This window comes from Salmonella sp. SAL04213 (assembly GCF_046550535.1).
Lineage (GTDB): Bacteria > Pseudomonadota > Gammaproteobacteria > Enterobacterales > Enterobacteriaceae > Salmonella > Salmonella enterica.
In genome coordinates this window covers 721189-746120 of sequence record NZ_JBGDXS010000001.1, presented here as the reverse complement: position 1 = coordinate 746120, position 24932 = coordinate 721189, and the positions used below count along the sequence as shown (strand labels likewise).

Genomic DNA, 24932 nt, shown 5'->3' with positions numbered 1-24932 from the left:
GACAAACAGATGGTGATTTGGCGGAGAAAGAAGATGACACAGTATCAGGCGCTCATTATTGGTTTTGGCAAGGCAGGAAAAACGTTGGCGGCAACTCTGGCGAAGACGGGATGGCGCGTGGCGATTATCGAACAGTCCGCGAGTATGTTTGGCGGAACCTGCATCAACATTGGCTGTATTCCAACGAAAACGCTGGTGCATGACGCGGAACGTGAGGGCGATTTTTCTGTCGCCATGCAACGCAAAGCGGCGGTCGTAAATTTTTTACGCGACAAAAATTTTCATAATCTTGCCGACCTGGACAATGTCGATGTGATTGAGGGAAGGGCGGAGTTTATTGATAACCATACCTTACGGGTATTTCAGGCGGACGGCGAGCGGGTGTTACGGGGAGAAAAGATCTTCATTAATACTGGCGCAGAGCCGGTGATCCCGGCTATTACGGGCTTAACAACGACGGCAGGGGTGTTCGATAGCACCGGGCTACTCAGCCTGAGCCAGCGTCCGGCGCGGCTGGGGATTTTAGGCGGTGGTTATATTGGCCTTGAATTTGCCTCAATGTTCGCCAACTTTGGTACGAAGGTCACTATCTTTGAAGCAGCGCCGCAATTCCTGCCTCGTGAAGATCGGGATATCGCGCAGGCAATTACCCGCATTTTACAGGAAAAGGGCGTCGAGCTGATTTTAAACGCCAACGTACAGGCCGTATCCTCAAAGGAGGGCGCGGTACAAGTAGAAACGCCGGAAGGCGCGCATCTTGTGGATGCCCTGCTGGTGGCGTCGGGGCGAAAACCGGCGACGGCTGGCTTACAGTTGCAGAACGCCGGCGTGGCGGTGAACAAACGCGGCGGGATCATCGTGGATGATTACCTGCGTACCACGGCGGACAATATCTGGGCGATGGGCGACGTTACCGGTGGGTTGCAGTTTACCTATATTTCACTGGATGATTTTCGTATTGTACGCGACGGGTTATTGGGAGATGGCAAACGCAGTACCCGCGATCGCCAGAATGTTCCGTATTCCGTCTTTATGACGCCGCCGCTCTCTCGTGTCGGGCTGACGGAAGAACAAGCGCGGGCAAGCGGCGCAACGGTGCAGGTGGTGACATTACCGGTGGCGGCGATCCCTCGCGCCCGTGTTATGAACGATACCCGTGGCGTACTAAAAGCGGTAGTGGACGTGAATACGCAGCGTATTGTAGGGGTGTCATTGTTATGCGTTGATTCTCATGAAATGATTAATATCGTTAAAACCGTTATGGATGCAGATTTACCTTATACGGTGTTACGCGACCAGATATTTACCCATCCTACAATGAGTGAGTCTTTAAACGATCTCTTCTCTCTCATTAAGTAAAACATAAATAACGTAGCCCTGTTAATCAGGGCTTTTTTTTGCCTGTCAGGCTATAAAAATACGCCAGAACAAATATGCTGGCGTCTGAAAGAAAAGGCTTTAGTCAGGCGTAACGTATTATAACACCATTGAAATAACCCACGACTGGAAATCTCGATGTTAAAAGTTACCACACTTATTGCTTCATTATTGGCTGCGCCGCTGGCGTTTTCCGTCTCCGCCCAGCCGCTAACTGACGTTGAATATATCAGCGTTTCTGCGGTGTCAGCAACGCCGTCAATGCTTGAAGACGCTATTGCCAGACTGGCGCAAAGTAAACAGGCGTCGTCATGGAAAATTACGTCAATGCGTATTGATAATACGGGTTACGCCACTGCGATTTTATATAAGTAAGGAGAGCCTGAGATGGATAAATATCTTCGTCTGTTAAGTCAGGGGGATCGGCTGGGATTAACATTAATTCGCCTGAGTATCGCCATCGTTTTTATCTGGATTGGACTACTAAAATTTGTGCCCTATGAGGCAGACAGTATTACCCCGTTTGTAGCGAACAGCCCGTTTATGTCTTTTTTCTATGAACATCCGGAAGAATATCGTCAGCATCTGACTCATGAGGGCGAACTAAAACCGGAGGAACGCGCCTGGCAAACGGCCAATAATACGTATGCGTTTTCGGATAGTCTGGGCGTGGTGGAATTGATTATCGCGGCGCTGGTACTGGCTAACCCTGTCAGCCGCTGGTTAGGGCTGGCAGGCGGCGTGCTGGCATTCCTGACGCCATTTGTCACGCTGTCGTTTTTAATCACTACGCCGGAGGCCTGGGTTATGCCGCTGGGCGATGCGCATTATGGTTTTCCGTATTTATCGGGCGCCGGACGGCTGGTATTAAAAGATACGTTAATGCTGGCAGGTGCGGTGATGATCATGGCGGACTCCGCCCGTTCGTTACTTTTACAGCGACAGTAGCGACCCTCTTACCCTCTTTATGCCGCGATTCGTCGGGTGGCGCTTGCGCCATCCGACAATGTGTTGATGAATGATGGACTACCCTGACAGAAGTTCCTGTTCCACCTGTTGAACCTGCGCCTCCAGCGTATTGCGAATTTCGGTTAGCGCCCGTTCCTGCTCGGAGAAATAGGCTTCCTTATCCGCAACGGAAGAGGCGAGCCGCCAGGCGTTTTCCGTTTCCAGTTGCGTTATCTCTTTCAACAGCGCGTCGATTTGCGTGCGGAGCTGGCGTATTTTATGGCGCAGATGTTCCAGGTTATTTAGCCTGTCGCTTGCCATCATCGGTTCCAGACCGCTTTGCAGCTGCGTCAATAACGCGCGAATTGCCGCCAGATCGGCATTCTGCCGCGCCTGATTAAGCTGTACCATCATCTGGTGCGCTTTTTCTTTCAATTCATCGGCGACCACATCCGGGTGACACAGGCGGCTGGCCTGGCGCCACAAACGTTTTAATTCACTGCGTTCGTCAGCCGACAAACGTTGATCGCGGGTGTAGCGGAATTGCGCTTCCTGCTGCTGCTCCCGGTACTGGTGATAGTCCTGTTCCGCATTTTCCTGCGCCTGGCGGAATGCGCTGTCGTCCTGATGGGAAAAATCCGCTTCCAGCTCGCGAATTTCCGCCAGCAACGCGGTGATTAACTCCGTCTGCTGCTGGATTCGCTGACGGATGCCCACCGCTTCGCGCGAGGCGGCATTCAATCCTGTCCACTGTTGTTTTAGCGTTGCCAGTTGATCCACGGCCTGGGAAATAAATTGCAGGCAGGATTGATAATCCTTTTCCCGGCGTTTTATTTCGGCCTCTTGCTTACGCTGCATACTCACCGCGAGCTGTTTACGCAACTCAAGAATACGGCTCATCAACGGCCCGAGGCGCAGATGATAGAGGTCGTTGAAATCGTCGAGGATTTGAACCCGCGCATTTCGTTTGTCAATCAGATCGCGAAGTTGGGCTTCAAGTGCTTTCAGCTCCAGTTTACTGGCGGCAATAGAGGGATCTTGCCACGTCGAGAGCGCCCGTTGAGCCTGTAGCCAGGCGGCGATCTCTTGCATGGCGTCACTGAATCGACGAGCTTCAATCGCCTGGGCAATCGCGCTGATTACGGCATCCTGCGGCTCATTTTTCAGGTAGATGAGCTGCTGACGGATAATCTCTTCGTCCTCAAGTTCAATGGCGCTTTTGATGATCTCTAAACGTTTGATGATCTTATTCATGACGTTGATGCCTGGCGTGGCTCAAAAACGGATAACAGATACCAGGTCTGATTCACCTTTTTGAAAATACTGAAAAAATACTAAATGTATTCTGTAGGGTGTCGTACTTTTCGTCCAGAGTTATTCACATATTTTATACTCGGCGTCTGTCACCCGTAACGTTCTATATCGGCGCGCACTCTTTTCTTTTTACTCCCCGCGACATCTTTTTTTACACGATAACGTTAACGTCCGGAGTTGAGCCTTGACAAACGATTGCGCCTTGCGGCAGCGAGAGCGAAATGTTAAAAGGTGCCCCTCAATAAAAACGATACAGGGGTAGGACGTGAAAAACGCGTCAACTGCATCCGGCGCCAGCGTGTCGGATGCCGCGTCGAAGAATGAACCGACGCTTCAGCGGGGGTTGCAAAACCGCCATATTCAGTTAATTGCGCTGGGCGGCGCCATTGGCACCGGACTGTTTCTGGGCATCGGCCCGGCGATTCAAATGGCGGGGCCGGCTGTTTTGTTGGGCTATGGCGTTGCCGGGATTATCGCTTTTCTCATTATGCGCCAGTTGGGTGAAATGGTCGTGGAAGAGCCGGTTTCCGGATCGTTTGCCCACTTCGCCTGGAAATATTGGGGGCCGTTTGCGGGCTTTTTGTCGGGCTGGAACTATTGGGTCATGTTTGTGCTGGTCGGGATGGCGGAGTTGACCGCGGCGGGTATCTATATGCAGTACTGGCTGCCTGACGTACCAACATGGGTATGGGCGGCGGTGTTTTTTATTATCATTAATGCCGTGAATCTGGTGAACGTTCGTCTGTATGGCGAAACGGAATTCTGGTTCGCGCTCATTAAAGTGCTGGCGATTATCGGCATGATAGGTTTTGGTCTGTGGCTGCTGTTCTCCGGCCACGGCGGCGAACATGCCAGCATTGATAACCTCTGGCGTTATAACGGTTTCTTCGCTACCGGTTGGCATGGTTTGCTTCTGTCGCTGGCGGTGATTATGTTTTCTTTTGGCGGACTGGAGCTGATCGGCATTACTGCGGCGGAAGCGCGCGATCCGCAAAAAAGCATCCCGAAAGCGGTGAATCAGGTGGTATACCGTATTTTGCTGTTCTACATCGGTTCGCTGGTGGTGTTGCTGGCGCTCTATCCGTGGGTAGAGGTGAAATCCAATAGCAGCCCTTTTGTGATGATCTTCCATAACCTGGACAGTAATGTGGTGGCTTCGGCGCTGAATTTCGTTATTCTGGTCGCGTCGCTTTCGGTGTATAACAGCGGCGTTTATTCGAACAGCCGAATGCTGTTCGGCCTGTCCGTACAAGGCAATGCGCCGAAATTTTTAACCCGCGTCAGCCATCGCGGCGTGCCGGTGAACTCGCTGATACTTTCCGGAGCGATTACCTCGCTGGTGGTGCTGATCAACTATCTGTTGCCGCAAAAAGCGTTTAGTCTGTTGATGGCGCTGGTTGTCGCGACGCTATTGCTAAACTGGATAATGATTTGTCTCGCGCATTTACGTTTTCGCGCGGCGATGCGTCGTAAAGGGCGCGAGACGCAATTTAAGGCGCTGTTCTATCCCGCCGGAAACTATTTGTGCATTGCGTTTCTGGCGCTGATTCTGGTGTTAATGTGTACGATGGACGATATGCGATTGTCGGCGATTTTGCTGCCGGTATGGATTGTATTCCTGTTTATCGCGTTTACCGTTTTGCGCCGTAAGGCTCATTAACTTTTTTGCCCGATCCCATGCTCATGCGATCGGGCAATCCATTAATGCCGCAATGTCCCTGACAGCGCGCGAATATCGCTGCCGGTCGGCGTCTGATGAATACGCAAGCCAAACTCTTCCACCACGGCAAAAATATGGTCGAAAATATCGGCCTGGATGCTCTCATATTCCAGCCACACGACGGTATTGGTAAAGGCGTAGATCTCTATCGGCAAACCATGATCGTCAGGCGCCAGTTGGCGTACCATCAGCGTCATATCTTTACGGATGCGCGGATGGTGGCGTAAATATTCGTTCAGATAGGCGCGAAATGTCCCGATATTGGTCATTCGGCGGTGATTTAAGGCTGATTCCGGCGCATCCAGTTGTTTATTCCATTCATCGATTTCCTGATGACGGCAGGTAAGGTACGGCTTTAACAGTTGCGCGGTTAACAGCCGCTGTTTTTCATCATCATCCAGAAAATGGATACTGGTCGCGTCAATATTAATGCTGCGTTTAATCCGGCGTCCGCCGGACGCAGACATGCCGCTCCAGTTTTTGAACGAGTCGGAAACCAGCGACCAGGTGGGAATGGTGGTGATGGTATTATCCCAGTTGCGTACTTTTACCGTGGTTAAGCCAATATCAATGACCGCGCCATCTGCGCCATATTTCGGCATTTCCAGCCAGTCGCCTAGTTTGAGCATATCGTTGGCGGAAAGCTGTATACCGGCAACCAGGCCAAGAATCGGGTCTTTAAAGACCAGCATTAATACCGCGGCCATCGCGCCCAGCCCGCTGATTAAAATTGCTGGTGATTGGCCAATCACCAGTGAGATCATCAGAATGCCGACGATAATTGCGCCGATGAGCTTAATGCCCTGAAATATTCCTTTTAGCGGTAACTGAGAGGCGGCGGGCCATTTTTGCGATAGATTGAAAATCACGTCCAGCAGAGAAAATAACGACAGCAGGGCGTAGGTCATAATCCATAACTGCGCGCAGGTCGTCAGGATATCCGCAGCCTCACTGCCTTTTTGTAGCCAGAGCGCGGCCTGAATATTGACAATGATGCCTTGCAGCGTAAAAGCCAGACGATGGAATAATTTATTCTGGGTAATAATTTGCAGCCACAGGCGGGAACTGGCGCTGGCACGTTTTTCGAAAGCGCGCAGTACTATCCAGTGCAAAATAATATGCACGACAACTGCTGTCAGAAAAATAATACCAAATATCACCACCAGCGACGTGGTGTGATTCATTTCAATTCCCGCTAAATCTTCTACCCGGGATATCAATTCCTGCATAATCTCTCCTTTATAAACAGCAGCCTATGATGACTGCTGAATGGCATTTATGCAAATCAGGACGCCTGCGCTTCAGGCATAATCAGCAACAGACGGGTAAAAGCGCCTCTGGGGTTATCCATACGCTATATTTTATCCAGCGCCCTATAAACGTCGTTATTTTACGCGGTTCCCTCTTTTTGAACAGGCGCCAGTACGTCAACAATGAATGAAAACTTTTTAACCAGAATGTTTAAAACGATTGCAATATCTCTGTCGGATAATGATTAGCACCGTCGTACCTATCAACAATAACATTAAGGAACATCGGATGACCCAAAAGCGTACCCTGCTAAAATACGGCATACTCTCGCTGGCGCTGGCTGCGCCATTATCTGCCTGTGCGTTTGACTCTCTTACGGTAATTGGCGATAGCCTTAGCGATACCGGAAATAACGGTCGCTGGACCTGGGATAGTGGTCAAAATAAGCTCTACGACGAACAGTTGGCCGAACGATATGGGCTGGCATTAAGCCCTTCCAGCAATGGCGGTTCTAATTATGCCGCCGGCGGCGCGACGGCGACCCCGGAATTAAACCCACAGGATAATACCGCGGATCAGGTACGGCAGTGGCTTGCCAAAACGGGGGGAAAAGCCGACCACAACGGTTTGTATATTCACTGGGTCGGCGGAAACGATCTGGCGGCGGCCATCGCGCGACCTGCCATGGCACAGCAAATAGCCGGTAATAGCGCCACTAGCGCGGCGGCGCAGGTAGGGATGTTACTGGATGCCGGCGCCGGGCTGGTCGTGGCGCCAAACGTACCGGATATTAGTGCGACGCCAATGCTTCTGGAGGCGGTAATCACCGCCGGGCTGGGCGCAGCGGCGCCCCCGGCGCTAAAAGCGGCGTTAGAGGCGCTGGCGGAGGGCGCTACGCCCGATTTCGCCAGTCGGCAACAGGCGATCCGCAAGGCGTTGCTGGCGGCGGCTGCAACGGTAAGCAGCAATCCATTTATTCAGCAACTGCTCGTTGAGCAACTGCTGGCGGGCTATGAAAAGGCGGCAGGGCAGGCGTCAGCTCTGACCGATTATTATAATCAGATGGAAGAGAAGGGGCTGGAGCAACACGGCGGCAATATAGCCCGTGCCGATATCAACGGCCTCTTTAAGGAAATTCTTGCCAACCCGCAGGCGTTTGGTCTGACAAATACCGTAGGTATGGCCTGCCCGCCTGGCGTATCCGCTTCGGCGTGCTCCTCGGCGATGCCTGGATTTAATGCGTCGCAGGACTATCTGTTTGCCGATCATTTACATCCCGGTCCGCAGGTCCATACCATTATTGCGCAATATATCCAGTCGATCATTGCCGCGCCGGTACAGGCGACATACCTGAACCAAAGCGTTCAGTCGATGGCGCAAGGCAGTCGTACCACGCTTGACAGCCGTTATCAGCAGCTTCGCCAGGGGGAAAACCCTGTCGGTTCGCTGGGTATGTTCGGCGGATACAGCGGGGGATATCAACGTTATGATAATAATGAGGCCGACGGGAACGGTAATCATAATAATCTGACGGTTGGCGTCGATTATCAGCTTAACGAGCAGGTACTGCTGGGAGGGCTGATAGCCGGTTCTCTGGATAAGCAACATCCTGACGATAATTATCGTTATGACGCCCGCGGTTTTCAGGCCGCCGTATTCAGCCATTTACGCGCCGGTCAGGCGTGGCTGGATAGCGATTTACACTACCTGTCCGCTAAATTCAGTAACATTCAGCGCAGTATCACGCTCGGTGCGCTAAGACGGGTGGAAGAGGGCGAAACCAACGGGCAGCTGTGGGGCGCGAGGTTAACCAGCGGTTATGATTTTGTCATGATGCCGTGGTTAACGACCGGACCGATGCTGCAATATGCATGGGATTACAGCCACGTTAATGGCTATAGCGAGAAGCTCAATACCAGTACATCAATGCGTTTTGGCGACCAAAACGCCCATTCGCAGGTGGGTGGCGCTGGCTGGCGTCTGGATCTTCGCCACAGCATCATTCACTCCTGGGCGCAGATTAATTATCGCCGTCAGTTTGGCGATGATACGTATGTGGCGAACGGCGGCCTTAAATCGACCGCGCTGACGTTTAGCCGCGACGGAAAAGCGCAGGATAAAAACTGGGTTGATATCGCGATTGGCGCAGATTTTCCGCTGTCGGCAACGGTGTCCGCTTTCGCCGGGCTGGCGCAAACGGCAGGGTTAAGCGATGGCAATCAAACCCGTTATAACGTTGGGTTTAGCGCCCAATTTTGATGACACGCCAGGGAGGGCCAACCCCGTTCGTTCGTGACACGATGAGCCGAAAGCGCAACGGTAAGTTTTATAAAAAGTAAGTATTTTCAAAAATGTGGGTGAAGCCTGTGACGTCGTTTGTAAATTATCGTATAAGCGGAGTTTACGTTTTTGGCGGGGCGCAGGTATGAATAAAGAGTCCATATTTCGTCAGTTGGAGCTACGGCTGGCCGGATGTTCACTAACAGCCGACGCGTTAAGCGGGTTTAGCGCAATGGCGATTGCCGACAGTCTCAGGCAAAAACGCAGCATTATTAGTCACCATCTTAATAACTTGCATCGTGAGCAGCGGGTGGTCAAAGTGAATAGCCGCCCGGTGCTGTTCCTGCCCGTCGAGGCGCTACGTCGTCACCACCGGTTGGCGGTTCGGCAGGGGGATTACGCGTCCATTCAGGCGCTGTGCGCGGAGCGGCAGGACAGTCTGGAGCTGCTCATTGGCGCACAGGGCAGCTTGCAGGAGTCCCTGCGTCAGTGTAAGGCGGCGATCAGTTATCCCGGCGCGGGCTTGCCTTTGCTGCTGCGCGGCCCGACGGGGACAGGAAAAAGTTTTTTGGCGCGTCAACTTTGGCAGTATGCCATCGAGCAGGGCATTTTGCCCCCGGAGGCGCCCTTTACCGTGTTTAACTGCGCCGAATACGCTAATAACCCGGAATTGCTGACGTCAAAATTATTTGGTCATGCTAAAGGTGCTTTTACCGGCGCAGACAGAGCGGTATCCGGGTTAATTGAGACCAGTAATGGCGGCGTATTGTTTATCGATGAAGTGCACCGTCTACCGCCGGAAGGGCAGGAAAAACTGTTCCATTTTATGGATAACGGCACCTGGCGTCGCTTAGGCGAAAGCAGCGATGAACGCAGCGCCACGGTACGTCTGATATTCGCCTCTACCGAAGATCTGGAAAAGCACTTTCTGGCGACATTTATTCGCCGGATACCGGTCATTGTCAAAATTCTGCCTATCGCCGAACGCGGACAATATGAGCGGCTGGCGTTTATTCACCATTTTTTTCGTCGCGAGGCGCAGCGTCTTCATCACGATTTGTCGCTGGATAGTGAAATTATCAGCCAACTGATGCAGGAGACCCTGGAAGGGAATGTCGGCGGCCTGGAAAATCTCATTCGTAATATTTGCGCCAGCGCCTGGACTTTCGGCCAGCGTGACGATGGGGTACTGGAAGTAAAAGCCGGGCAACTGCCGGATCGTCTGCTGATGGAGGTGCCCTTTACCGTTCCGCAGACGGCGGAACGCGTCATGATTTATCGCGAAGGTGGCGTTTTTCCGCGAGTTTCCGGTCAGCATCAGGAATATTTACGGTTGACGGAAAACATTTGCGGCCTGTGCGAAGAGCTGGCGCAGGAGAATATTTCCGCACGGACGTTTGACAAGCTGGTCTATCAAAACCTCACGTTATATCTCGATGCCTTAATGAATAAAGAGAGCCCTCGCGCTCGTCAGGACAAGCGGCTGCGTTTTATCGAAGATGTCGGGAAAGCGATCGCTGCACATTACGATCTCGAACTGAATGCGGAATTCGCTTATCTCACCGGACGTTACCTTACCAGCCTGCCGTTAACGCCGGTGGAGGCGTCGCCATCGGTTCGCCATGTGATGCTGCGCTGGCTGGAGGAGGCGCCGGGGCTGGCGCAGCGTGTGGCGCAAAAACTGCTGGACGTGGTAAATAATAAATATGATTTGTTAATCGACACGCTCGACAGACTGGTCGTGGCGGCCATCGTCAGTAATGCCATTGACGCCACCAGCGGCGGTAAGGTAAAAGCGCTTATCATCGCGCATGGTTATTCGACCGCCAGCAGCATTGCAGGCGTGGCGAACCGTCTGATTGGCGAAAAGATTTATCATGCGATGGATATGCCGATGGAGGTCGCGTTTAGCGATGTCAGCCGGGCCATTGTCGATTATCTCCAGCATACGGATACCCGCGCAGGCGTCATGGTGCTGATCGATATGGGATACACCAAAGAGATCGCCGATGCGCTTTTGAGCGTAATTCATGGCCCGCTGGTGGTGGTCGATAACGTTACGACGCGTCTGGCGCTGAACGTGGCCAGCGAGATCGCGCTGCAAAAAAACATCGAACAGATCGCCGAAGAGATCGTCCCGTTAAATCAGTCGCGCTGGGATGTCTTCTGGCCCGAGCAGAAAAAAGCACGCGCGCTGCTGGTGACCTGTATTACCGGCATCGGGACGGCGTTTAAATTTAAAAATTTGATGGAAAAAAGTCAGTTGACCGACTTTGATATTAATATTATCGCCTGTGAATATACTCGCCTGAAAAACAGCCGGATGGCGGCCTCGTTGCTGAATCAGTATGAAGTGATTGCGGTTGTCGGCACCATTGACCCGCAGCTGGCGGGCGTTCCCTGGGTGGGGATTGAAGAGCTGCTTGGCGAGCAGGGGTATGCGCATTTAAGTCAGTTATTAAGCGGTTATCTTAACGATAAACAAATTGCGTTAATTAATAAAAATATGGTTCGCGAATTTTCGTTGCATAATGTGGTTAATTCGCTGACCATTCTCAATGCCAATAAGACGATAGGGCATATCGAAACGATTATTGCCGAATGGCAAAATACGCTGGGCTTCAGCTTTAATAATAATTTGATTATTAGTTTATATGTTCATTTGAGCTGTATGATTGAGCGGCTGGTCATGCGCAATGAAATTACCCACTATAAAAACATGACGGAATTTAATGAGCGGCATGGTGAATTTATCGCGATGGTAAATCATTCGTTTCAGCGGTTGAAAATTCTTTATAACGTGGCGCTGCCGGTAGCAGAAATTGGCTATATTCACGATATTTTCGAATTACGGATAGAGGATTTTCGCTGGTAGGCGCGGTAGTTCAGGAAAAAAGGGGCGCTAGCGCCCCGCAGAAGAAAGGCCTGATGGCGCTACGCTTATCAGGCCTACAGATCGCTTTGTAGGCTGGATAAAGCGAAGCCGCCATCCGGCATAACTATTAATATTCAACTTTCCACATATACCGGCGGGTGGTCAGTGGGTGATTACGGGCTGTCGCCAGAGCGAGGTTATAAACGTCCAGCACACAGTTGTGCAACAGACCGCAGAAGTATTCGCCAACGTCGGTGGACAGATCCTGAATGCCGAGTTTATCCGCATCGATCAACTGCAGTTTTCCCTGATAGCGTTCAATAAAGCGAATCGCACGATCGTCCAGCGGGCGAGTGCGACCACTGCTTTGCAGCAATATAAACGGCGTGCCCGGCTCGGTGATTTCGAACGGTCCGTGGAAATACTCTCCGCTATGTATGCTGGCGGAGTTGATCCACTGCATTTCCAGCAGAATACAGATAGACTCCTGATGCGCGGCGCCGAAAGAGGGGCCGCAGCCCATCATATAGACCACCTTCTCATCCTTCCATTCGGCGGCGAAACGCTGAGCATCTTCTTGTACCTGCCGTTGGGCGCCGTGAACAACGTCGCTAAAGCGCCCAAACGCGCTGACTAACTCATCGTATTGCGCATAGCCCTCTGTTTGGGCGAGAATTTCCAGCGCCAGCCACAGGCTGTATGCGGCTTTTTGTTGTGCAGGGTCGACCGTTTCCGGATAACGCGCCCACTGATATTCAATGATGTAGTCGCTGTATTCGCACAACGGCGTGTCAGGTTGGTAAACCAGACCGATGGTCGCCGCTCCTTTTTCACGCGCCACGCGGACGGCTGCGACGGTTTCCGCCGTATTGCCCTGCTGCGAGGCGAGAATAACGACGCTATTTTTTCCTAATGCTTTTGGCGTGGCGTGGACAAATTCATTACTGGTGATATAACCGACAGCCAGTTTTGACGCTTCACAGTCCAGAAAGTATTTCCCTGGCCAGAAGCCGGTTAATGAACCGCCGCAGCCGACAAACCAGACGCGTTCAATGTTTTGTTTACCTAAAATATCGCTAATAATACGGCGGGCATTTTCATGAGCAATAGACATATTTATCTCCTTAGCGTGTAGCGCGTCCTCCGCAACAGCGCGGATAATAACGAGCATTAATAAAAATTAAATTTCTTGCTTACTTTTCATTTTTTGATGGAATTGCGGATCTTTGGGTATCGCCGGATTAATGCCTTTTTGCGGGGGTAATATCGCGCATAGCATTTGTAGCGGAATGATATATTCAAAGACGGCAAAGTCCTCATCATTGACAAACGGGAAATTCAGATTCAGACCATTATTTTCTACCTGCGGGCCGATGCGGTAAATAGACGGCGTCCACTCACCGAGTATTTGCGCCAGCCGATCCTGACGCGCGTCAGGCTGCGGGTCGAGCATAATGAGTGCGGATTGCGCATTAAAGGCATTGTAAATACCGTGAATAAACTCCTCGAATTCGTAGCCCGACACCGGGCAGCGCAACGTCTCCAGCATCTTGAGCGCACCCTCCTGCACCGTACCGAACAGCGTTGCCGGGCCGGTCAGACGAATATCTGCGCTATCGCGCAGCGCCAGCGCATTGGTTTGCGCCCACGCCTGCGAGGCGGTAATCAGCGCGGGCAGGTGGTTAAAGGTCTTTTCCATCCGCAGCAGCAGTGACCGGCGCTGTTCGCCGTCCAGCCGCTGTTGCTGCCCGGCGACGGCGAGCGCCAGCAGCATCAAATTGAGAACCGTGCAGTGATAGCCTTTTGTTTTCGCGCCAGCGGTTTCTTCGCCGCAGGGAACGGTAAGGATATAATCCGCCGCCCGGTCGATAGTCGCAGGCGCCACGCCAGCCATTGAGGCGGTGATATGACCAACATTGCGGGCGCGCTCCATCGCCGCCAGCGTTGAGAGGCTGCCGCCGCCCTGGGAGATGCCCACAACCAGCGCCTTGCCGCTGCGGGCAAGCGTCTCATCATCAAGCATAAACGGCCAGCAGACATCCACCGGCAATGCGCACCAGCGCTGCATAAACGCGCGAGCGGTCAGCGCGCCGTGGTATGACGTGCCGGAGCCTGTCAGAATAATGCGGGTGACGCCGCGTTCCGTTAGCGCCTGCGCCGCGCGCCAGAGATCTTCCCGCGTCTGCGTCAGCATCTCCAGCAGGCGAAGGGGCGTCTCGTTCATATAGTCTTCTACTTGCATAGTGTTACCTCTCGTCAAAGCAGGCCCAGCGCGCTGGCAAGAAGCCCAAACGCGACGGTGCCTAACAGGATCCAGTTAATGTTCACGCCCTTACGGATAAGTTTGTACATGCCAAGCGTGAAGAGCAGCGGCAGCAGGGAAGGGAGGATTTTGTCAATAAAATCCTGCACTTTCATGGTAGTCTGCCCGGCGGTAAAGCTCAGCGGGGTAGTAATGTCGATCATGCTGGCGGTCATGGCGCCGACGACCATCAACCCGACGATTGACGCGATATAAGTCACCCTGTCCATCAGCCCGCTTTGCCAGAGGCGCATCAGCCAGGTGGTCCCCGCCCGGTAGCCCAGTTTGAGGGCGTACCAGCGGCAGAGGATGTGCGGAATGTTATAGACCAGTAGGGCGAGAATCGGCCCCAGAATGCTGCCCTGCTGGGCAAAGTAGATCCCCATCCCGGCGGCGATAACTTTCAGCGATCCCCAAAAGATGGAATCGCCGATCCCGGCTAGCGGCCCCATCAGGCTGGTTTTAACGGCATTGATCGACTCTTCGTTAAAGTCCGGGTTGCGTTGATTTTCCTCCTCCATCGCAATCGACAGGCCAAAGACAAACGTTGACAGATGCGGCGTGGTATTAAACAGCACCAGATGGCGCTGTAAGGCGCGCCCCAGTTCGGCGGGGTCCTGGTAGATACGCTTTAGCGCTGGCGACATAGCGAAGGCATAGCCCATATGCTGCTGGCGTTCATAGTTCCACGATCCTTGCAACGTAAAGGAGCGCCAGAACACGCTGCGTAAATCGCGGGCGGTGATGCGGCTTTCGCTTTGCGAGTGAGCCTGTGCGTCGTCGATCAGGGTCTGCGTCACTTCACTCATGATTAGCCCTCCTGTTGGGATGTGTTAAGAAACTGGCTGATAATGAAAGCCAACACCACGGCAAACAGCGCGATGGCGATGATGTCCAGTTTGGTATATGCGGCGATCAGAAAGCCCAGCCCAAGGTAAGGTATTAATTTGCTGCTAAGCATCATGCTGATCAGCAACGCGAAACCCAGCGCCGGCAAAATCTTACTGGCGACAACCAGGCCATTGGTAATAAAGGCGGGAATGGCGTCGAGGAACCAGGTGACGGCGGCAGAACCGAGCAAAATGGCGAAAAAGACCGGCAGAAAACCGCTTAGAAAATAGAGCAGCGTTGGGCCTCCCAGGTGCATAACGGCAACCATCCGGGTATTACCCTGCGCCGCATAACGATCGGCCATGTGGCCAAAGCGGGCGTTAACCACGCGCACCAGGACGCCGAGGGTCTGCGCCAGCATAGAGATAGGAATCGCGATGGTCAGCGCCGCTTCGGGCCCGCGCCCGGACATAATAGAAAACGCGGTCGCCAGCACCGAACCGGTGACGACATCAGGCGGTACCGCGGCGCCGATAGCGACATTACCTAAAAAGATCAGTTCCAGCGTCGCGCCGATCAGAATGCCTTCGTGTAAATTGCCGCAGACCAGACCGGTGAGGGCGCACATCACCAGCGGACGGTCAATCATCGACACGCCGAGTAAACGCCCGTCAAGAATGCCCAGTGCGGCAATCAGGCCGAGCAGCGTTGCGGTGAGCAACATAGTGACCTCCGGGTTCAGAGTTTATCGTTAAGTAATTCGGCGGAATGAGCCGGAACCTGGCGCATTTCCAGACGGATGCCTTTGGCTTTTAGCGCCTGGCTATCGGTAATCTCCTGCTCGGTCAGGTATATGGCTTTGCCGAACTGCTGCGCGCCCTCTTTTTGCGCGATACCGCCGTAGTTGATAACGCTAATCCCTGGCACTTTCTCGACGAAGGCGAGGGTTTCGGCGGTATTTCCCAGCACCACCATCACTTTTTTGTGATCCAGCTTGCCGCTGGCGAGTTTTTCCGCCGCCTGTTCCACCGTGATAATGTCCAGCGACACGCCAGCGGGTTTTGCCAGACTTAATGACATAGAGACAAACGCGTCGCCGGCGGCGTTGGCGTTAGCGACGATGATATGGTCGATATCCAGCGCCCGGGTCCAGGCGAAGACCACCTGGCCGTGCAGCAGGCGGTAATCAATGCGCACTAATTTGATCATGGGATTCTCCCTGTAGGTCAGCGGATGGTTGTGTTATTAGCGTGTTGATAAAGACAATGGATTCACGCGCCGCATTGGTGGCGTAGGTAATGGCCGCGTCTGTGCTTTCTTCTTCACAGAGTAAAAACTCCAGCAACAGGGTCATGTTGACGCCAGCCACCACAAAAACGTGACGGTGACGCATCAGCACTTTCGCGGCGCTATTGTTGATGCTGCCGCCGAGCAGATCGGTAAACACCACCACTTCTTCGCCGTTGGCTTGCGCGATCAGATTTTCGAGGGTTTGTTCAAGCTGCTCCGTGGTGACAATATCGCCATCGTAGGCGCAAACCGGTGTCACGCCGTGTTCGTCGCCAATCAGCAGCGATAGACTGTTAATAAGTCCGCGGGCAAAAGGGCCATGGCTGGCTACATAAACATGTCTCACCCGTTTTCTCCTTCATCCAGATAGGGGTATCCAGATATGGCAAACGGCGTGCCAGTTTTAAATATTATTTATTTTCAATGCGTTGAGAAGGGAAGTTAACACTAACGATGTAAAACCTGGCACTTCGCGCCATTGATCATTGGGGAACCTGGCAGAAAGGTGAAAAAAGCCGGACGGGCGTCCGGCTTAGGCAGGGGATTAGACTTCCGTCAGTGTGATTTCAAGCGGCAGACGTGATTTCGGCAGCCCGGCGTTGAAGTCCTCGACGCTATGATGGCCGACCGGCACCACGACCAGACTGGTATAGCCTTTTTCTTTCAGACCAAATTCAGCGTCGAGCACCTCGGCGTCGAAACCTTCAATGGGGACAGCGTCGAGACCCATCGCGGCGACGCCCAGCAGAAAGTTGCCGACGTTCAGATAAACCTGTTTCGCCATCCACTGGTGGTCATCTTTCAGCGAGACGCGGTGCATATCGGCGAAAAAGCGGCGACCTTTATCATTTGCCGCTTTAGCTTCCGGCGTAGCGAAACGGCCATCGGCTTCTTCCTGATCGACGACGCGCTCAAGCCATGCGTCATCCATCGCGGTTTTCGCGCAGAAGACCACCACATGGGAGGCGTCTAACATTTTACGTTCGTTAAACACATAATTGGCGGCGGCGGATTTTGCTACGCGCGCTTTGCCCTCTTCTGTACTGGCGACAATAAAGTGCCACGGCTGGGAATTGGTGCTGGAAGGGCTGTACTGTAGTAGTGTTTTTATTTTATCCGCTTCTTCGGCGGTCAGTTTTTTGCTGGGATCGAACGCCTTAGTGGAGTAGCGCTGTAAGGCGACAGAAACGATATCCATAAATGCTCCTGGTTGGTTTAGTACCCTTTTGTATCAGCAGGGTACCGGGTTATCGGTAAAAAGATAAGGGAGGAAAATGCGAAAACGGTTATTGCATCAGCGCGGCCGCAGGCGCAGTTGCTCTCTTTTAGGCAGCCCGTCTACGACCAGATTCCATGAGTCATTTATCAAATCGTTGAGTAGCGAGACGGTGATATCCTCGCCCGCATAGACTGAAATCCAGTGTTTCTTATTCATGTGATAGCCAGGCGCAATACTGGGGTAAATTTGTTGATTTACCAGGGATTTTTGGGGGTCCGATTTCAGGTTCACCACTGGGCGGCAGTGATGTTCAGTGAAAAGCATGAATATTTTGCCGCCGACTTTAAACACATCGTACTGTGGGCCGAAAGGCCAGCAGTGTTCGGTAAAAGGCAGTTCCAGCGCAAAGCGTTTTGCCCAGGCGTGCAGTGTTTGACCGTCCATTATTGCTCCTCGCGAGTCAGCGCGCGCCACATGGCTTCGAATCCCAGCGCAATATATTCGCCAGCGCGAGCGGGATCGCGCGCGGCGAAATCCATTGTTGTTTCAGCCAGCGCCAGAAAAAGGCCGTCGCCGAAGGCGCGGTACTCATCCGACATAAATACCATCAAAACGGAACGATGACATAAATCGCGCAATTCGGGGAACATATCGTCGGCCCGTTGTTCCGTCTCTTTGGTGAGCTTTTCGCTGACGGCCAGTTGACGGATCGCCCGATGGCGCGCGGGATGGTTCAGACCCCAACTGATGTAACTGTTCCAGATAAAACGAGTCATCATTTTGGCATCGGTAATGGATCGATCCAGCTCCATTATCATTGACTGGCAGAGATCCTGCTTTAAATGCAAATACAACGTGTTAATCAGCTCATCTTTGGTCGCGAAATAGCGAAACAATGTTCCTTCTGCAACACCTGCGTTACGCGCAATCACCGCCGTTGAGGCGGCGATACCGGATTGCGCTATCGCCTGGGTTGCCGCTTCCAGTAATGCTTGTTTTTTGTCTTCACTCTTCGGACGAGCCACTACACGTTACCCTTATGTCTGGAAAAACATGATTGAATCATGCCCGTTGTCGCGTCGCAACGGTGAATGTCAACCTTTGAAAAGTACCTTGACGGCGTATCTTTGCTTTCTATAATGAGTGCTTACTCACTCATAATCAAGGGCTGCCGCATGAAGTGGTAGAAAAGCATATTGCAGGCCATGCGATAAGCCGTCTCACAATTTATGTGGTTATTACTATGCTTATTGCTGTTGCCGTAAATGTGCGGTGCGGGAGCCGCTGACGAGTTTGATAGAGGGGAGAGCACGATGACCATTTCCGCTCAGGTTATCGACACGATTGTCGAGTGGATTGATGATAATTTGAATCAGCCGTTACGTATTGATGATATTGCCCGTCATGCGGGGTATTCCAAGTGGCACCTGCAGCGCCTTTTTATGCAGTACAAAGGGGAGAGTCTGGGGCGCTACGTGCGTGAACGGAAGCTAAAACTGGCGGCGCGCGACCTGCGCGACACCGACCAGAAGGTGTATGATATTTGTCTCAAGTATGGTTTTGATTCGCAGCAAACCTTTACGCGCATTTTTACCCGCACGTTCAACCTGCCGCCAGGCGCTTATCGTAAAGAAAAGCATGGCCGTACGCATTGAAATGTTTAATCGGCCAGCGAAAACCAGCGCCGCCAGATAAAGCGAATAACATAATATTCCAGCGCGCCGAGCAACAGAAACCATAAACAAAACAACAAAGTATAAAGCTGGTTGAGATCCATAAGATGAAAGATCCCGACCAGTTTTTGCGCCAGCGCAAGGCCGAGCGAAGGGGCGGGCAGCAGCAGGCTGGAGAGCAACGCCATCAGCAAAATACCGGCAGCGGTCATCAATGATTCAAGCGGGTGTTTCATGGCTTTGTTAAACGTAAGTTAAAACGCCATTGTCCGGGATATCGCCTGGTAAGGCAAATATGCTGTCTATTGTCCCGCCCAGATTTCACAATGTTTTTGTACCAGGCCTATCAGCGATCCGCCGTCGGCAATAAATTCCCGCATATATTGCGCTTCGTTACCGCCTTTTTTCACCTGCAGACGTAGCGCGTCAATGGCGCTGTCGGCGTCCAGCTTGCGCGCTGAGGGGGTAACGTTGTCCAGCAGACGCAGCGTATCATCTGCCAGGCGACGGCGGTCGCCGGTATAGACATCGGTTAGCACGCCCTCCAGACCATAGCGGCAAGCCTGAAAACGGTTGAATTTATATAACAGATAGTCTTGTTCCTGCGGTTTAAAGGGACGCTCGGTCAGCAGCCAGTGCGCGGTCGCCTGAATCAATCCTGCCATATTGATGGCATGATCAAGGGTGAGCGGCGTATCCATCACCCGAACTTCTACCGTGCCAAAGGCCGGGCTGGGGCGGATATCCCAGTGCAAATCTTTGATGCTGTCGATCATCGTGGTGTAAGACAGACGGCGAAATAGTCCGGCAAACTCTTGCCAGTTACTGACCCACGGCATGGGACCGTTATCGGGAAAAGCGGAAAAAATATTCAGGCGCGCGCAGGCAAAACGGGTGTCAGATCCTTGCATATAGGGAGACGCGGCGGAGAGCGCAATAAAGTGCGGCACAAAATGCGACAGCCCGTGTAAAAGATAAATCGCATCGTCGCCATTCGCGCAGCCGACGTGGACATGCTGACCGAAAACCGTCGCCTGTTGAATTAAGTAGCCGAAATTTTCCAGCGTACGTTGATAGCGCTCATTATCACAGACCTCCTGACGCTGCCATTTTTGAAAAGGGTGCGTACCGCCGCCGCAAATGCCGAGATGGTGTTCCGACGCCGCCTGTAAAATAACGTGCTGCATGGCAGAAAGTTGGGCCGCCGCCTGGTCAATATCGCGGCAGACGCCCGTGGCCATCTCCAGCATACTTTCGGTGATATCGTGCTTAATTTCTCCCGCAGTAAGTTGGGGCTTAACGGCGTCGATCAGCGTAGAAGAGTCCTGGCTTAAATCGTAGCCAGGTGGATTGATCACCTGCATCTCCAGCTCAATACCAAGCGTATAAGGTTCAGAAACGTGAAAATCATTCAGCGCCATAGCGATCTCATTTATCGGGGGATTGCGCTAAGTATAGAAGCGGGAGCGCTCCTGTCGTGGGGAAAGCTCGTTATTGCAGAAACAAGAGTAATAACGCTATTGCCACGTTGAAACCATTCTGTACGGACGGTACGTTCAGCCATCGTGGCGGCAAAGGCTGGCAGCAGATGTAACGAGATGTGCGTGGCGGTAAGCGAGGTAACTTTTGCGCTATTGAATCCCGGGAGCGTGACGCGGTCTGAAAAGGCTTTATAAACGCTCTCTTTGGCGGAGAAAGCCAGCGTCAGGGCAAGCGGAAAAGGGAGCGAGCTCGCCTGGAGAATTTGGCGCTCATCGCTATCAATAATGGACGGCGCCAGCTCTGTCGCCGTGTGCTGACTCATGATTTTTTCTATATCAATGCCGATACGCTGTCGGGATATGACGGCCAGCGCTGTTGACGCACAGTGGCTGATGCTGCCAAATAGGCCGTCCGGCCATAGCGGCTGTCGCTTGTCGCCAATACCGGGCACCGCCCTGACGCCCACCTCGCGTAGCGCATGAACGGCGGCGATGCGGCCTGCCAGATGTTCAGCTTTACGCTTGCGTCCGGCAGACCGGAGCCGATCGTGATGAGGAAGCCATAGCAGGTCGTGTTCGTGAAAGCTGCTCGCATCAAAGTCGACGATATGCAGCCTGTGTCCGGCAAAGGGAAGGGGAAAATGAGATGTCAGCATCGTTTTTTGCTAATTCCCTCCCCGAATGAGGGAGGGAAGGTTGCCATCAGAAATGGGTATTAATGCTCATATACCACGTACGTCCCGGTTCGTTATAGGTGTACGCGCCAGCGCCCGCCATATAAGCGCCAGTTTGAGTATCCCTGACGGTTTGCGCGTTACCTTCACGCCACAGACGTTTGTCAAAGAGGTTATCCACGCCACCGGTCAGGCTGACATTTTTGGTCACGTCCCAGGTCGCGCTCAGGCCAACAATACTGTATGGGCTGACCGCTTGCTTATCTGTTCCGGTAACGGGGTTACCTTGATAATCATATTTCTTCGGCTCTTGTTTGCCGTACCAGGTGAAGGTCGATTGCAGAGAAACGTCCTGACGTACCTGCCAGCTCAGGGTTGAGTTAAGCGTGTACTGTGGAATAATCGACAGGCGTTCGCCGGTCTCTTTGTTTTTGCTCTGCAGCATATACGTAACGTTATTCGTCCAGTTGACGGTGTCGCTAACCGGTACGTTTAACGTGCCTTCCAGACCTTCAACGACCGCTTTCGGCACGTTCTCCCACTGATAGACATCCGTTTTGCCGTTGTTGATACGCTGCAACGGCACCGTACCCGCTTCAATCTTATTGCGGTAATCATTGCGGAACCAGGTGATGCCAGCCAGCCAGCCATCGCGTTTAAATTCCAGACCGATCTCTTTATTGATGCTGGTTTCGGCTTTCAGATCATCGTTACCCATCATATAGCAGCCGATGCCGGTACCCGCGCCAGTCGCGTAGCAACCCTGACCTTTACTGTACAAAATATAGTTTGGGTTAGTCTGGTACAGACTCGGGGCTTTATAAGCGCGGGCGATTCCCATTTTCAGGGTAAAGTCATCCCCCAGACCTTGCGACAGGTTCAGCGACGGGCTCCAGTTATCCCCCACAATACTATGATGATCGAAACGTAGCCCCGGCGTCAGCATGGTGCTGTCGGTCAGTTCCATGTTGTTTTCAGCAAACAGAGAGAAAATTTCCGCTTTTGAATAGGGGCTACGATTGGTACTGCTATAACCCGGGATATTTCCCCCCATAAAGGTTTGCGAGTTGGAGAGCTCGTCTTTCATACGCTGTTGGGCCCATTCGGTACCCAGCGTCAGGTTTTGATTGACCAGCAGATCGAAAGGAAGGCTCACTTCGCTGTGTAGGGTGACGTCATTCAAATCGGCATCGGCATATTTTTGCGATGCTTTGGGATCGAAAATTCCTTCGGTGCCGCCTGCCAGGCCTTCCGGCATCCGGGAGTTACGGGTATGTTCGTATTGCACCCAGTTACTGGTGGTTACGCCATTATCCCAGCCGCCGTTCCAGGTCAGAGAGTAGTTCTGCCGATAGAGGCGGTTCGTCTCTTTTCCGTAATTATCTTTCACCAGTTGGTTCGTATTGGTGTTCTGAGTATCGCCGGCATAGAGATTGCCTTGGCGACTGTATCCGGCCTCCAGCTCCAGAGACTGAAGCGGAGCAAAATCCCAACGAACCACACCGTTGATATCTTTGTTAATGACCCCCTCTCGTCCTGCCGGTAGCGTGTCGGCGTAACTCCCGGTACGTTCAGACTGATGCCCCTGGTTAATATTACGCGCATCAGCCTGCGTTTTGTCGAGGTTGCCATACAGACGGAAGCTGAAATCCCCGCCCAGCGGGCCGTTCAGGCTAAAGTTAGTGCGTTTGGTCGCGCCTTCGTCTTTATGTTCCGGCGCGTTGAAATAGGTATTCCAGGAACCGTGCCACTCGCTACCGCCTTTTTTGGTAATGATATTGACCACGCCACCCGCCGCGCCGTTACCGTAGCGTGCGGCGGCAGGGCCACGCAGCACTTCAATGCGTTCGATCATCTCCGGCGGCACCCACGCGGTATCGCCGCGGGTATCGCGTTCGCCGCGCCAGCCCAGGCGCACCGAGTTACGGCTGGTGACGGGTTTACCGTCTATCAGGATGAGGGTGTTTTCCGGCCCCATGCCGCGAATATCGATTTGGCGGTTATTCCCGCGCTGACCGCTGGTGGAGTTGCCGGTCAGGTTTACGCCTGGCATGGTGCGGATGATTTCTGACACGTCGCGCGCGGGCGGATTTTTGCGGATCTCATCGGCGGTGATGGTGGATACGCCTGGCGCCTGTAGGTTTTGCTGGGCAGCAGTCACCACGATGGTGTCTTCATTGGTGAGCGCAGCGCTATCGGTTTTGTCTTCCGCCATCACGGGCAGAGCGGCCCCGTAAATCCCTAAATTGACCAGTAAGGTCAAGGAATGAATCTTCTTGTTCATTGTATATCCTGCTTTTCTTTAGCCACATAAGCCAAAGCGCCCGTCAAAGGCATTGGCCGGGTGGTGAAATTGTGTTCGCGCGTCCCATAGCGCGACAATACGCTATTGCAAATGCAAATAGTTATCAATAATATTATCAATATATTTCACCTTTTATATACAAAATTCATAATAAACACAGGGTTATAATGAAAGAGGCGCTGGCAACGGGAAGTGAGGCCTGGTGGAGGACGAAAACCGGGCCGGAATGGATACGGGAAAAAGACGGAAATTATCGGGTCACTTTTTGGTGGCGCGACCCGCAGGGAAACGAAACACACTCCCCGATACGGCGTGTCTGGGTCTACATCACTGGCGTAACCGATCATCATCAAAACGCGCAGCCTCAGACGATGGCGCGTATTGCCGGAACGGATGTCTGGCGCTGGAGCACGGCGCTTAGCGCTAACTGGCGCGGCAGCTACTGTTTTATTCCTACCGAACGCGATGACGTTTTTGCCGCTTTTGCGCCGGGCGAAACGCCCGATCGGAACGCGCTGCGTGAAGGCTGGCGACAGCTATTACCGCAGGCGATTGCCGACCCGCTTAATTCGCAAAGCTGGCGGGGAGGTCGTGGTCATGCGGTTTCAGCGCTGGAAATGCCGGATGCGCCCCTTCAGCCGGGATGGGATCGTCCTGAAACGCCGTACTCGCTGCCTTTGATGATGCAGTGGCATAGCGAACGTCTGGGTAACTCCCGCCGCGTATGGATATTGACGACCGGAGACGAGGCGCCGGAGGAAAGACCGTTGGCTATTCTGCTGGACGGTCAATTCTGGGCAGAAAATATGCCCGTCTGGCCCGCGCTCGCCTCGCTGACTCATCAACGCCTGCTTCCTGGTGCCGTCTACCTGCTGATTGACGCGATTGATACTCAACACCGCAGCCAGGAGTTGCCCTGCAATGCCGACTTCTGGCTGGCAGTGCAGCAGGAACTGTTGCCGCAAGTCAGAGCCGTGACGCCTTTTAGCGATGATGCCGGGCGAACGGTGGTCGCCGGACAGAGCTTTGGCGGCCTGTCGGCGCTGTATGCCGGCCTGAACTGGCCGACGCGTTTTGGCTGTGTACTAAGCCAGTCAGGATCGTTCTGGTGGCCTCATCGCATCACCCCGCCGGAGGGGGAAGTCATTACCCGGCTGAAAACCGGCGCATTATGCGCGCGCGGACTGCGTATCGTACTGGAAGCCGGCGTGCGTGAGCCGATCGTGTTTCAGGCGAATCAGGCGCTTTATGCCCAACTGAATACTTCGCAGCAGTCCATTTTCTGGCGTCAGGTTGACGGCGGACACGATGCGCTTTGCTGGCGCGGCGGGCTAACGCAAGGGCTGATGCTGCTTTGGCAGCCGCTTATCGACACGCTTTAACCGGGCACAT

General features: G+C 53.1%; 23 protein-coding genes. 8 read left to right on the top strand and 15 right to left on the bottom strand.

Translation table 11 applies throughout. The features are described from left to right. Window positions 1-33 precede the first annotated feature (33 nt). The 3 genes from rclA (at window position 34) to rclC (ending at window position 2325) form a co-directional block, all read left to right on the top strand. Window positions 34-1359 carry a reactive chlorine resistance oxidoreductase RclA gene (gene rclA / locus ACLJPQ_RS03645; protein ID WP_080184589.1) on the top strand — a complete coding sequence of 442 codons (1326 nt, stop codon included), beginning with the start codon at window positions 34-36 and terminating at the stop codon, window positions 1357-1359. A 156-nt stretch (window positions 1360-1515) separates the two neighbouring features. After that, a complete protein-coding gene (gene rclB / locus ACLJPQ_RS03640; protein ID WP_000922173.1) occupies window positions 1516-1752 on the top strand; it encodes a reactive chlorine resistance periplasmic protein RclB in 237 nt (78 codons plus the stop codon). A gap of 12 nt (window positions 1753-1764) precedes the next feature. After that, window positions 1765-2325, top strand: coding sequence for a reactive chlorine resistance membrane protein RclC (rclC, locus tag ACLJPQ_RS03635; protein WP_080184588.1), 561 nt, complete (start codon window positions 1765-1767; stop codon window positions 2323-2325). 78 nt (window positions 2326-2403) lie between these two features. On the opposite strand, the gene ACLJPQ_RS03630 is transcribed toward rclC, so the two are convergent. Beyond that, window positions 2404-3579 (bottom strand): DnaJ family molecular chaperone, encoded by a 1176-nt coding sequence (locus ACLJPQ_RS03630; protein WP_001033459.1) that lies wholly within the window; start codon window positions 3577-3579, stop codon window positions 2404-2406. 325 nt (window positions 3580-3904) lie between these two features. On the opposite strand from ACLJPQ_RS03630, the gene pheP reads away from it, so the two are divergent. Further along, the gene (pheP, locus tag ACLJPQ_RS03625; protein WP_000786291.1) at window positions 3905-5299 is read left to right on the top strand and encodes a phenylalanine transporter; all 1395 of its coding nucleotides are present in this window, start codon (window positions 3905-3907) and stop codon (window positions 5297-5299) included. A 41-nt stretch (window positions 5300-5340) separates the two neighbouring features. Here pheP and ACLJPQ_RS03620 read toward each other — a convergent pair whose 3' ends face one another. Then, a complete protein-coding gene (locus ACLJPQ_RS03620) occupies window positions 5341-6588 on the bottom strand; it encodes a mechanosensitive ion channel family protein (protein ID WP_080184587.1) in 1248 nt (415 codons plus the stop codon). A gap of 310 nt (window positions 6589-6898) precedes the next feature. On the opposite strand from ACLJPQ_RS03620, the gene ACLJPQ_RS03615 reads away from it, so the two are divergent. Both ACLJPQ_RS03615 and ACLJPQ_RS03610 read left to right on the top strand, forming a co-directional pair. Further along, window positions 6899-8869: an autotransporter outer membrane beta-barrel domain-containing protein gene (locus tag ACLJPQ_RS03615; RefSeq protein ID WP_080184586.1), complete on the top strand. Its 1971-nt coding sequence runs from the start codon at window positions 6899-6901 to the stop codon at window positions 8867-8869. A gap of 166 nt (window positions 8870-9035) precedes the next feature. Next, window positions 9036-11765, top strand: coding sequence for a sigma 54-interacting transcriptional regulator (locus ACLJPQ_RS03610; RefSeq protein ID WP_001031469.1), 2730 nt, complete (start codon window positions 9036-9038; stop codon window positions 11763-11765). Between the two features lie 127 nt (window positions 11766-11892). Here ACLJPQ_RS03610 and ACLJPQ_RS03605 read toward each other — a convergent pair whose 3' ends face one another. The 9 genes from ACLJPQ_RS03605 to ACLJPQ_RS03565 form a co-directional block, all read right to left on the bottom strand. Continuing rightward, window positions 11893-12879, bottom strand: coding sequence for an SIS domain-containing protein (locus ACLJPQ_RS03605; protein WP_000020343.1), 987 nt, complete (start codon window positions 12877-12879; stop codon window positions 11893-11895). A 66-nt stretch (window positions 12880-12945) separates the two neighbouring features. Further along, the gene (locus tag ACLJPQ_RS03600) at window positions 12946-13989 is read right to left on the bottom strand and encodes a glutamine--fructose-6-phosphate aminotransferase (RefSeq protein ID WP_023139453.1); all 1044 of its coding nucleotides are present in this window, start codon (window positions 13987-13989) and stop codon (window positions 12946-12948) included. 32 nt (window positions 13990-14021) lie between these two features. Beyond that, complete coding sequence (locus tag ACLJPQ_RS03595) at window positions 14022-14876, bottom strand: PTS system mannose/fructose/sorbose family transporter subunit IID (RefSeq protein WP_000005802.1); 855 nt, start codon at window positions 14874-14876, stop codon at window positions 14022-14024. A gap of 2 nt (window positions 14877-14878) precedes the next feature. Next, complete coding sequence (locus ACLJPQ_RS03590; protein WP_000927522.1) at window positions 14879-15622, bottom strand: PTS mannose/fructose/sorbose/N-acetylgalactosamine transporter subunit IIC; 744 nt, start codon at window positions 15620-15622, stop codon at window positions 14879-14881. Between the two features lie 14 nt (window positions 15623-15636). Continuing rightward, window positions 15637-16107 carry a PTS sugar transporter subunit IIB gene (locus ACLJPQ_RS03585; RefSeq protein WP_080184585.1) on the bottom strand — a complete coding sequence of 157 codons (471 nt, stop codon included), beginning with the start codon at window positions 16105-16107 and terminating at the stop codon, window positions 15637-15639. Beyond that, window positions 16085-16534, bottom strand: a complete 450-nt coding sequence (locus ACLJPQ_RS03580) for a PTS sugar transporter subunit IIA (protein ID WP_001216659.1) — start codon at window positions 16532-16534, stop codon at window positions 16085-16087. Before ACLJPQ_RS03580 ends, ACLJPQ_RS03585 begins: the two co-directional genes overlap by 23 nt. 198 nt (window positions 16535-16732) lie before the next feature. Next, window positions 16733-17386, bottom strand: coding sequence for an oxygen-insensitive NAD(P)H nitroreductase (gene nfsB, locus ACLJPQ_RS03575; RefSeq protein ID WP_080184584.1), 654 nt, complete (start codon window positions 17384-17386; stop codon window positions 16733-16735). Window positions 17387-17482: 96 nt separating this feature from the next. Beyond that, window positions 17483-17851: an MmcQ/YjbR family DNA-binding protein gene (locus tag ACLJPQ_RS03570; RefSeq protein ID WP_000348999.1), complete on the bottom strand. Its 369-nt coding sequence runs from the start codon at window positions 17849-17851 to the stop codon at window positions 17483-17485. Continuing rightward, complete coding sequence (locus ACLJPQ_RS03565) at window positions 17851-18432, bottom strand: TetR/AcrR family transcriptional regulator (protein ID WP_000113609.1); 582 nt, start codon at window positions 18430-18432, stop codon at window positions 17851-17853. Before ACLJPQ_RS03565 ends, ACLJPQ_RS03570 begins: the two co-directional genes overlap by 1 nt. Before the next feature lie 288 nt (window positions 18433-18720). On the opposite strand from ACLJPQ_RS03565, the gene ACLJPQ_RS03560 reads away from it, so the two are divergent. Continuing rightward, complete coding sequence (locus ACLJPQ_RS03560) at window positions 18721-19062, top strand: RamA family antibiotic efflux transcriptional regulator (protein ID WP_000155633.1); 342 nt, start codon at window positions 18721-18723, stop codon at window positions 19060-19062. Window positions 19063-19067: 5 nt separating this feature from the next. Here the strand turns inward: ACLJPQ_RS03560 and ACLJPQ_RS03555 are convergent, their stop codons facing one another. From ACLJPQ_RS03555 to ACLJPQ_RS03540, 4 genes are all read right to left on the bottom strand, one after another. Next, window positions 19068-19316, bottom strand: coding sequence for a DUF1158 family protein (locus ACLJPQ_RS03555; RefSeq protein ID WP_000682497.1), 249 nt, complete (start codon window positions 19314-19316; stop codon window positions 19068-19070). Between the two features lie 66 nt (window positions 19317-19382). Beyond that, a complete protein-coding gene (locus ACLJPQ_RS03550) occupies window positions 19383-20501 on the bottom strand; it encodes a YbdK family carboxylate-amine ligase (RefSeq protein WP_080184583.1) in 1119 nt (372 codons plus the stop codon). Between the two features lie 11 nt (window positions 20502-20512). Beyond that, the gene (gene entD, locus ACLJPQ_RS03545; RefSeq protein ID WP_080184582.1) at window positions 20513-21217 is read right to left on the bottom strand and encodes an enterobactin synthase subunit EntD; all 705 of its coding nucleotides are present in this window, start codon (window positions 21215-21217) and stop codon (window positions 20513-20515) included. Window positions 21218-21263: 46 nt separating this feature from the next. Then, window positions 21264-23519: a TonB-dependent siderophore receptor gene (locus tag ACLJPQ_RS03540; protein WP_001034949.1), complete on the bottom strand. Its 2256-nt coding sequence runs from the start codon at window positions 23517-23519 to the stop codon at window positions 21264-21266. Window positions 23520-23707: 188 nt separating this feature from the next. On the opposite strand from ACLJPQ_RS03540, the gene fes reads away from it, so the two are divergent. Then, a complete protein-coding gene (gene fes, locus ACLJPQ_RS03535; RefSeq protein ID WP_080184581.1) occupies window positions 23708-24922 on the top strand; it encodes an enterochelin esterase in 1215 nt (404 codons plus the stop codon). Window positions 24923-24932: the final 10 nt, after the last annotated feature.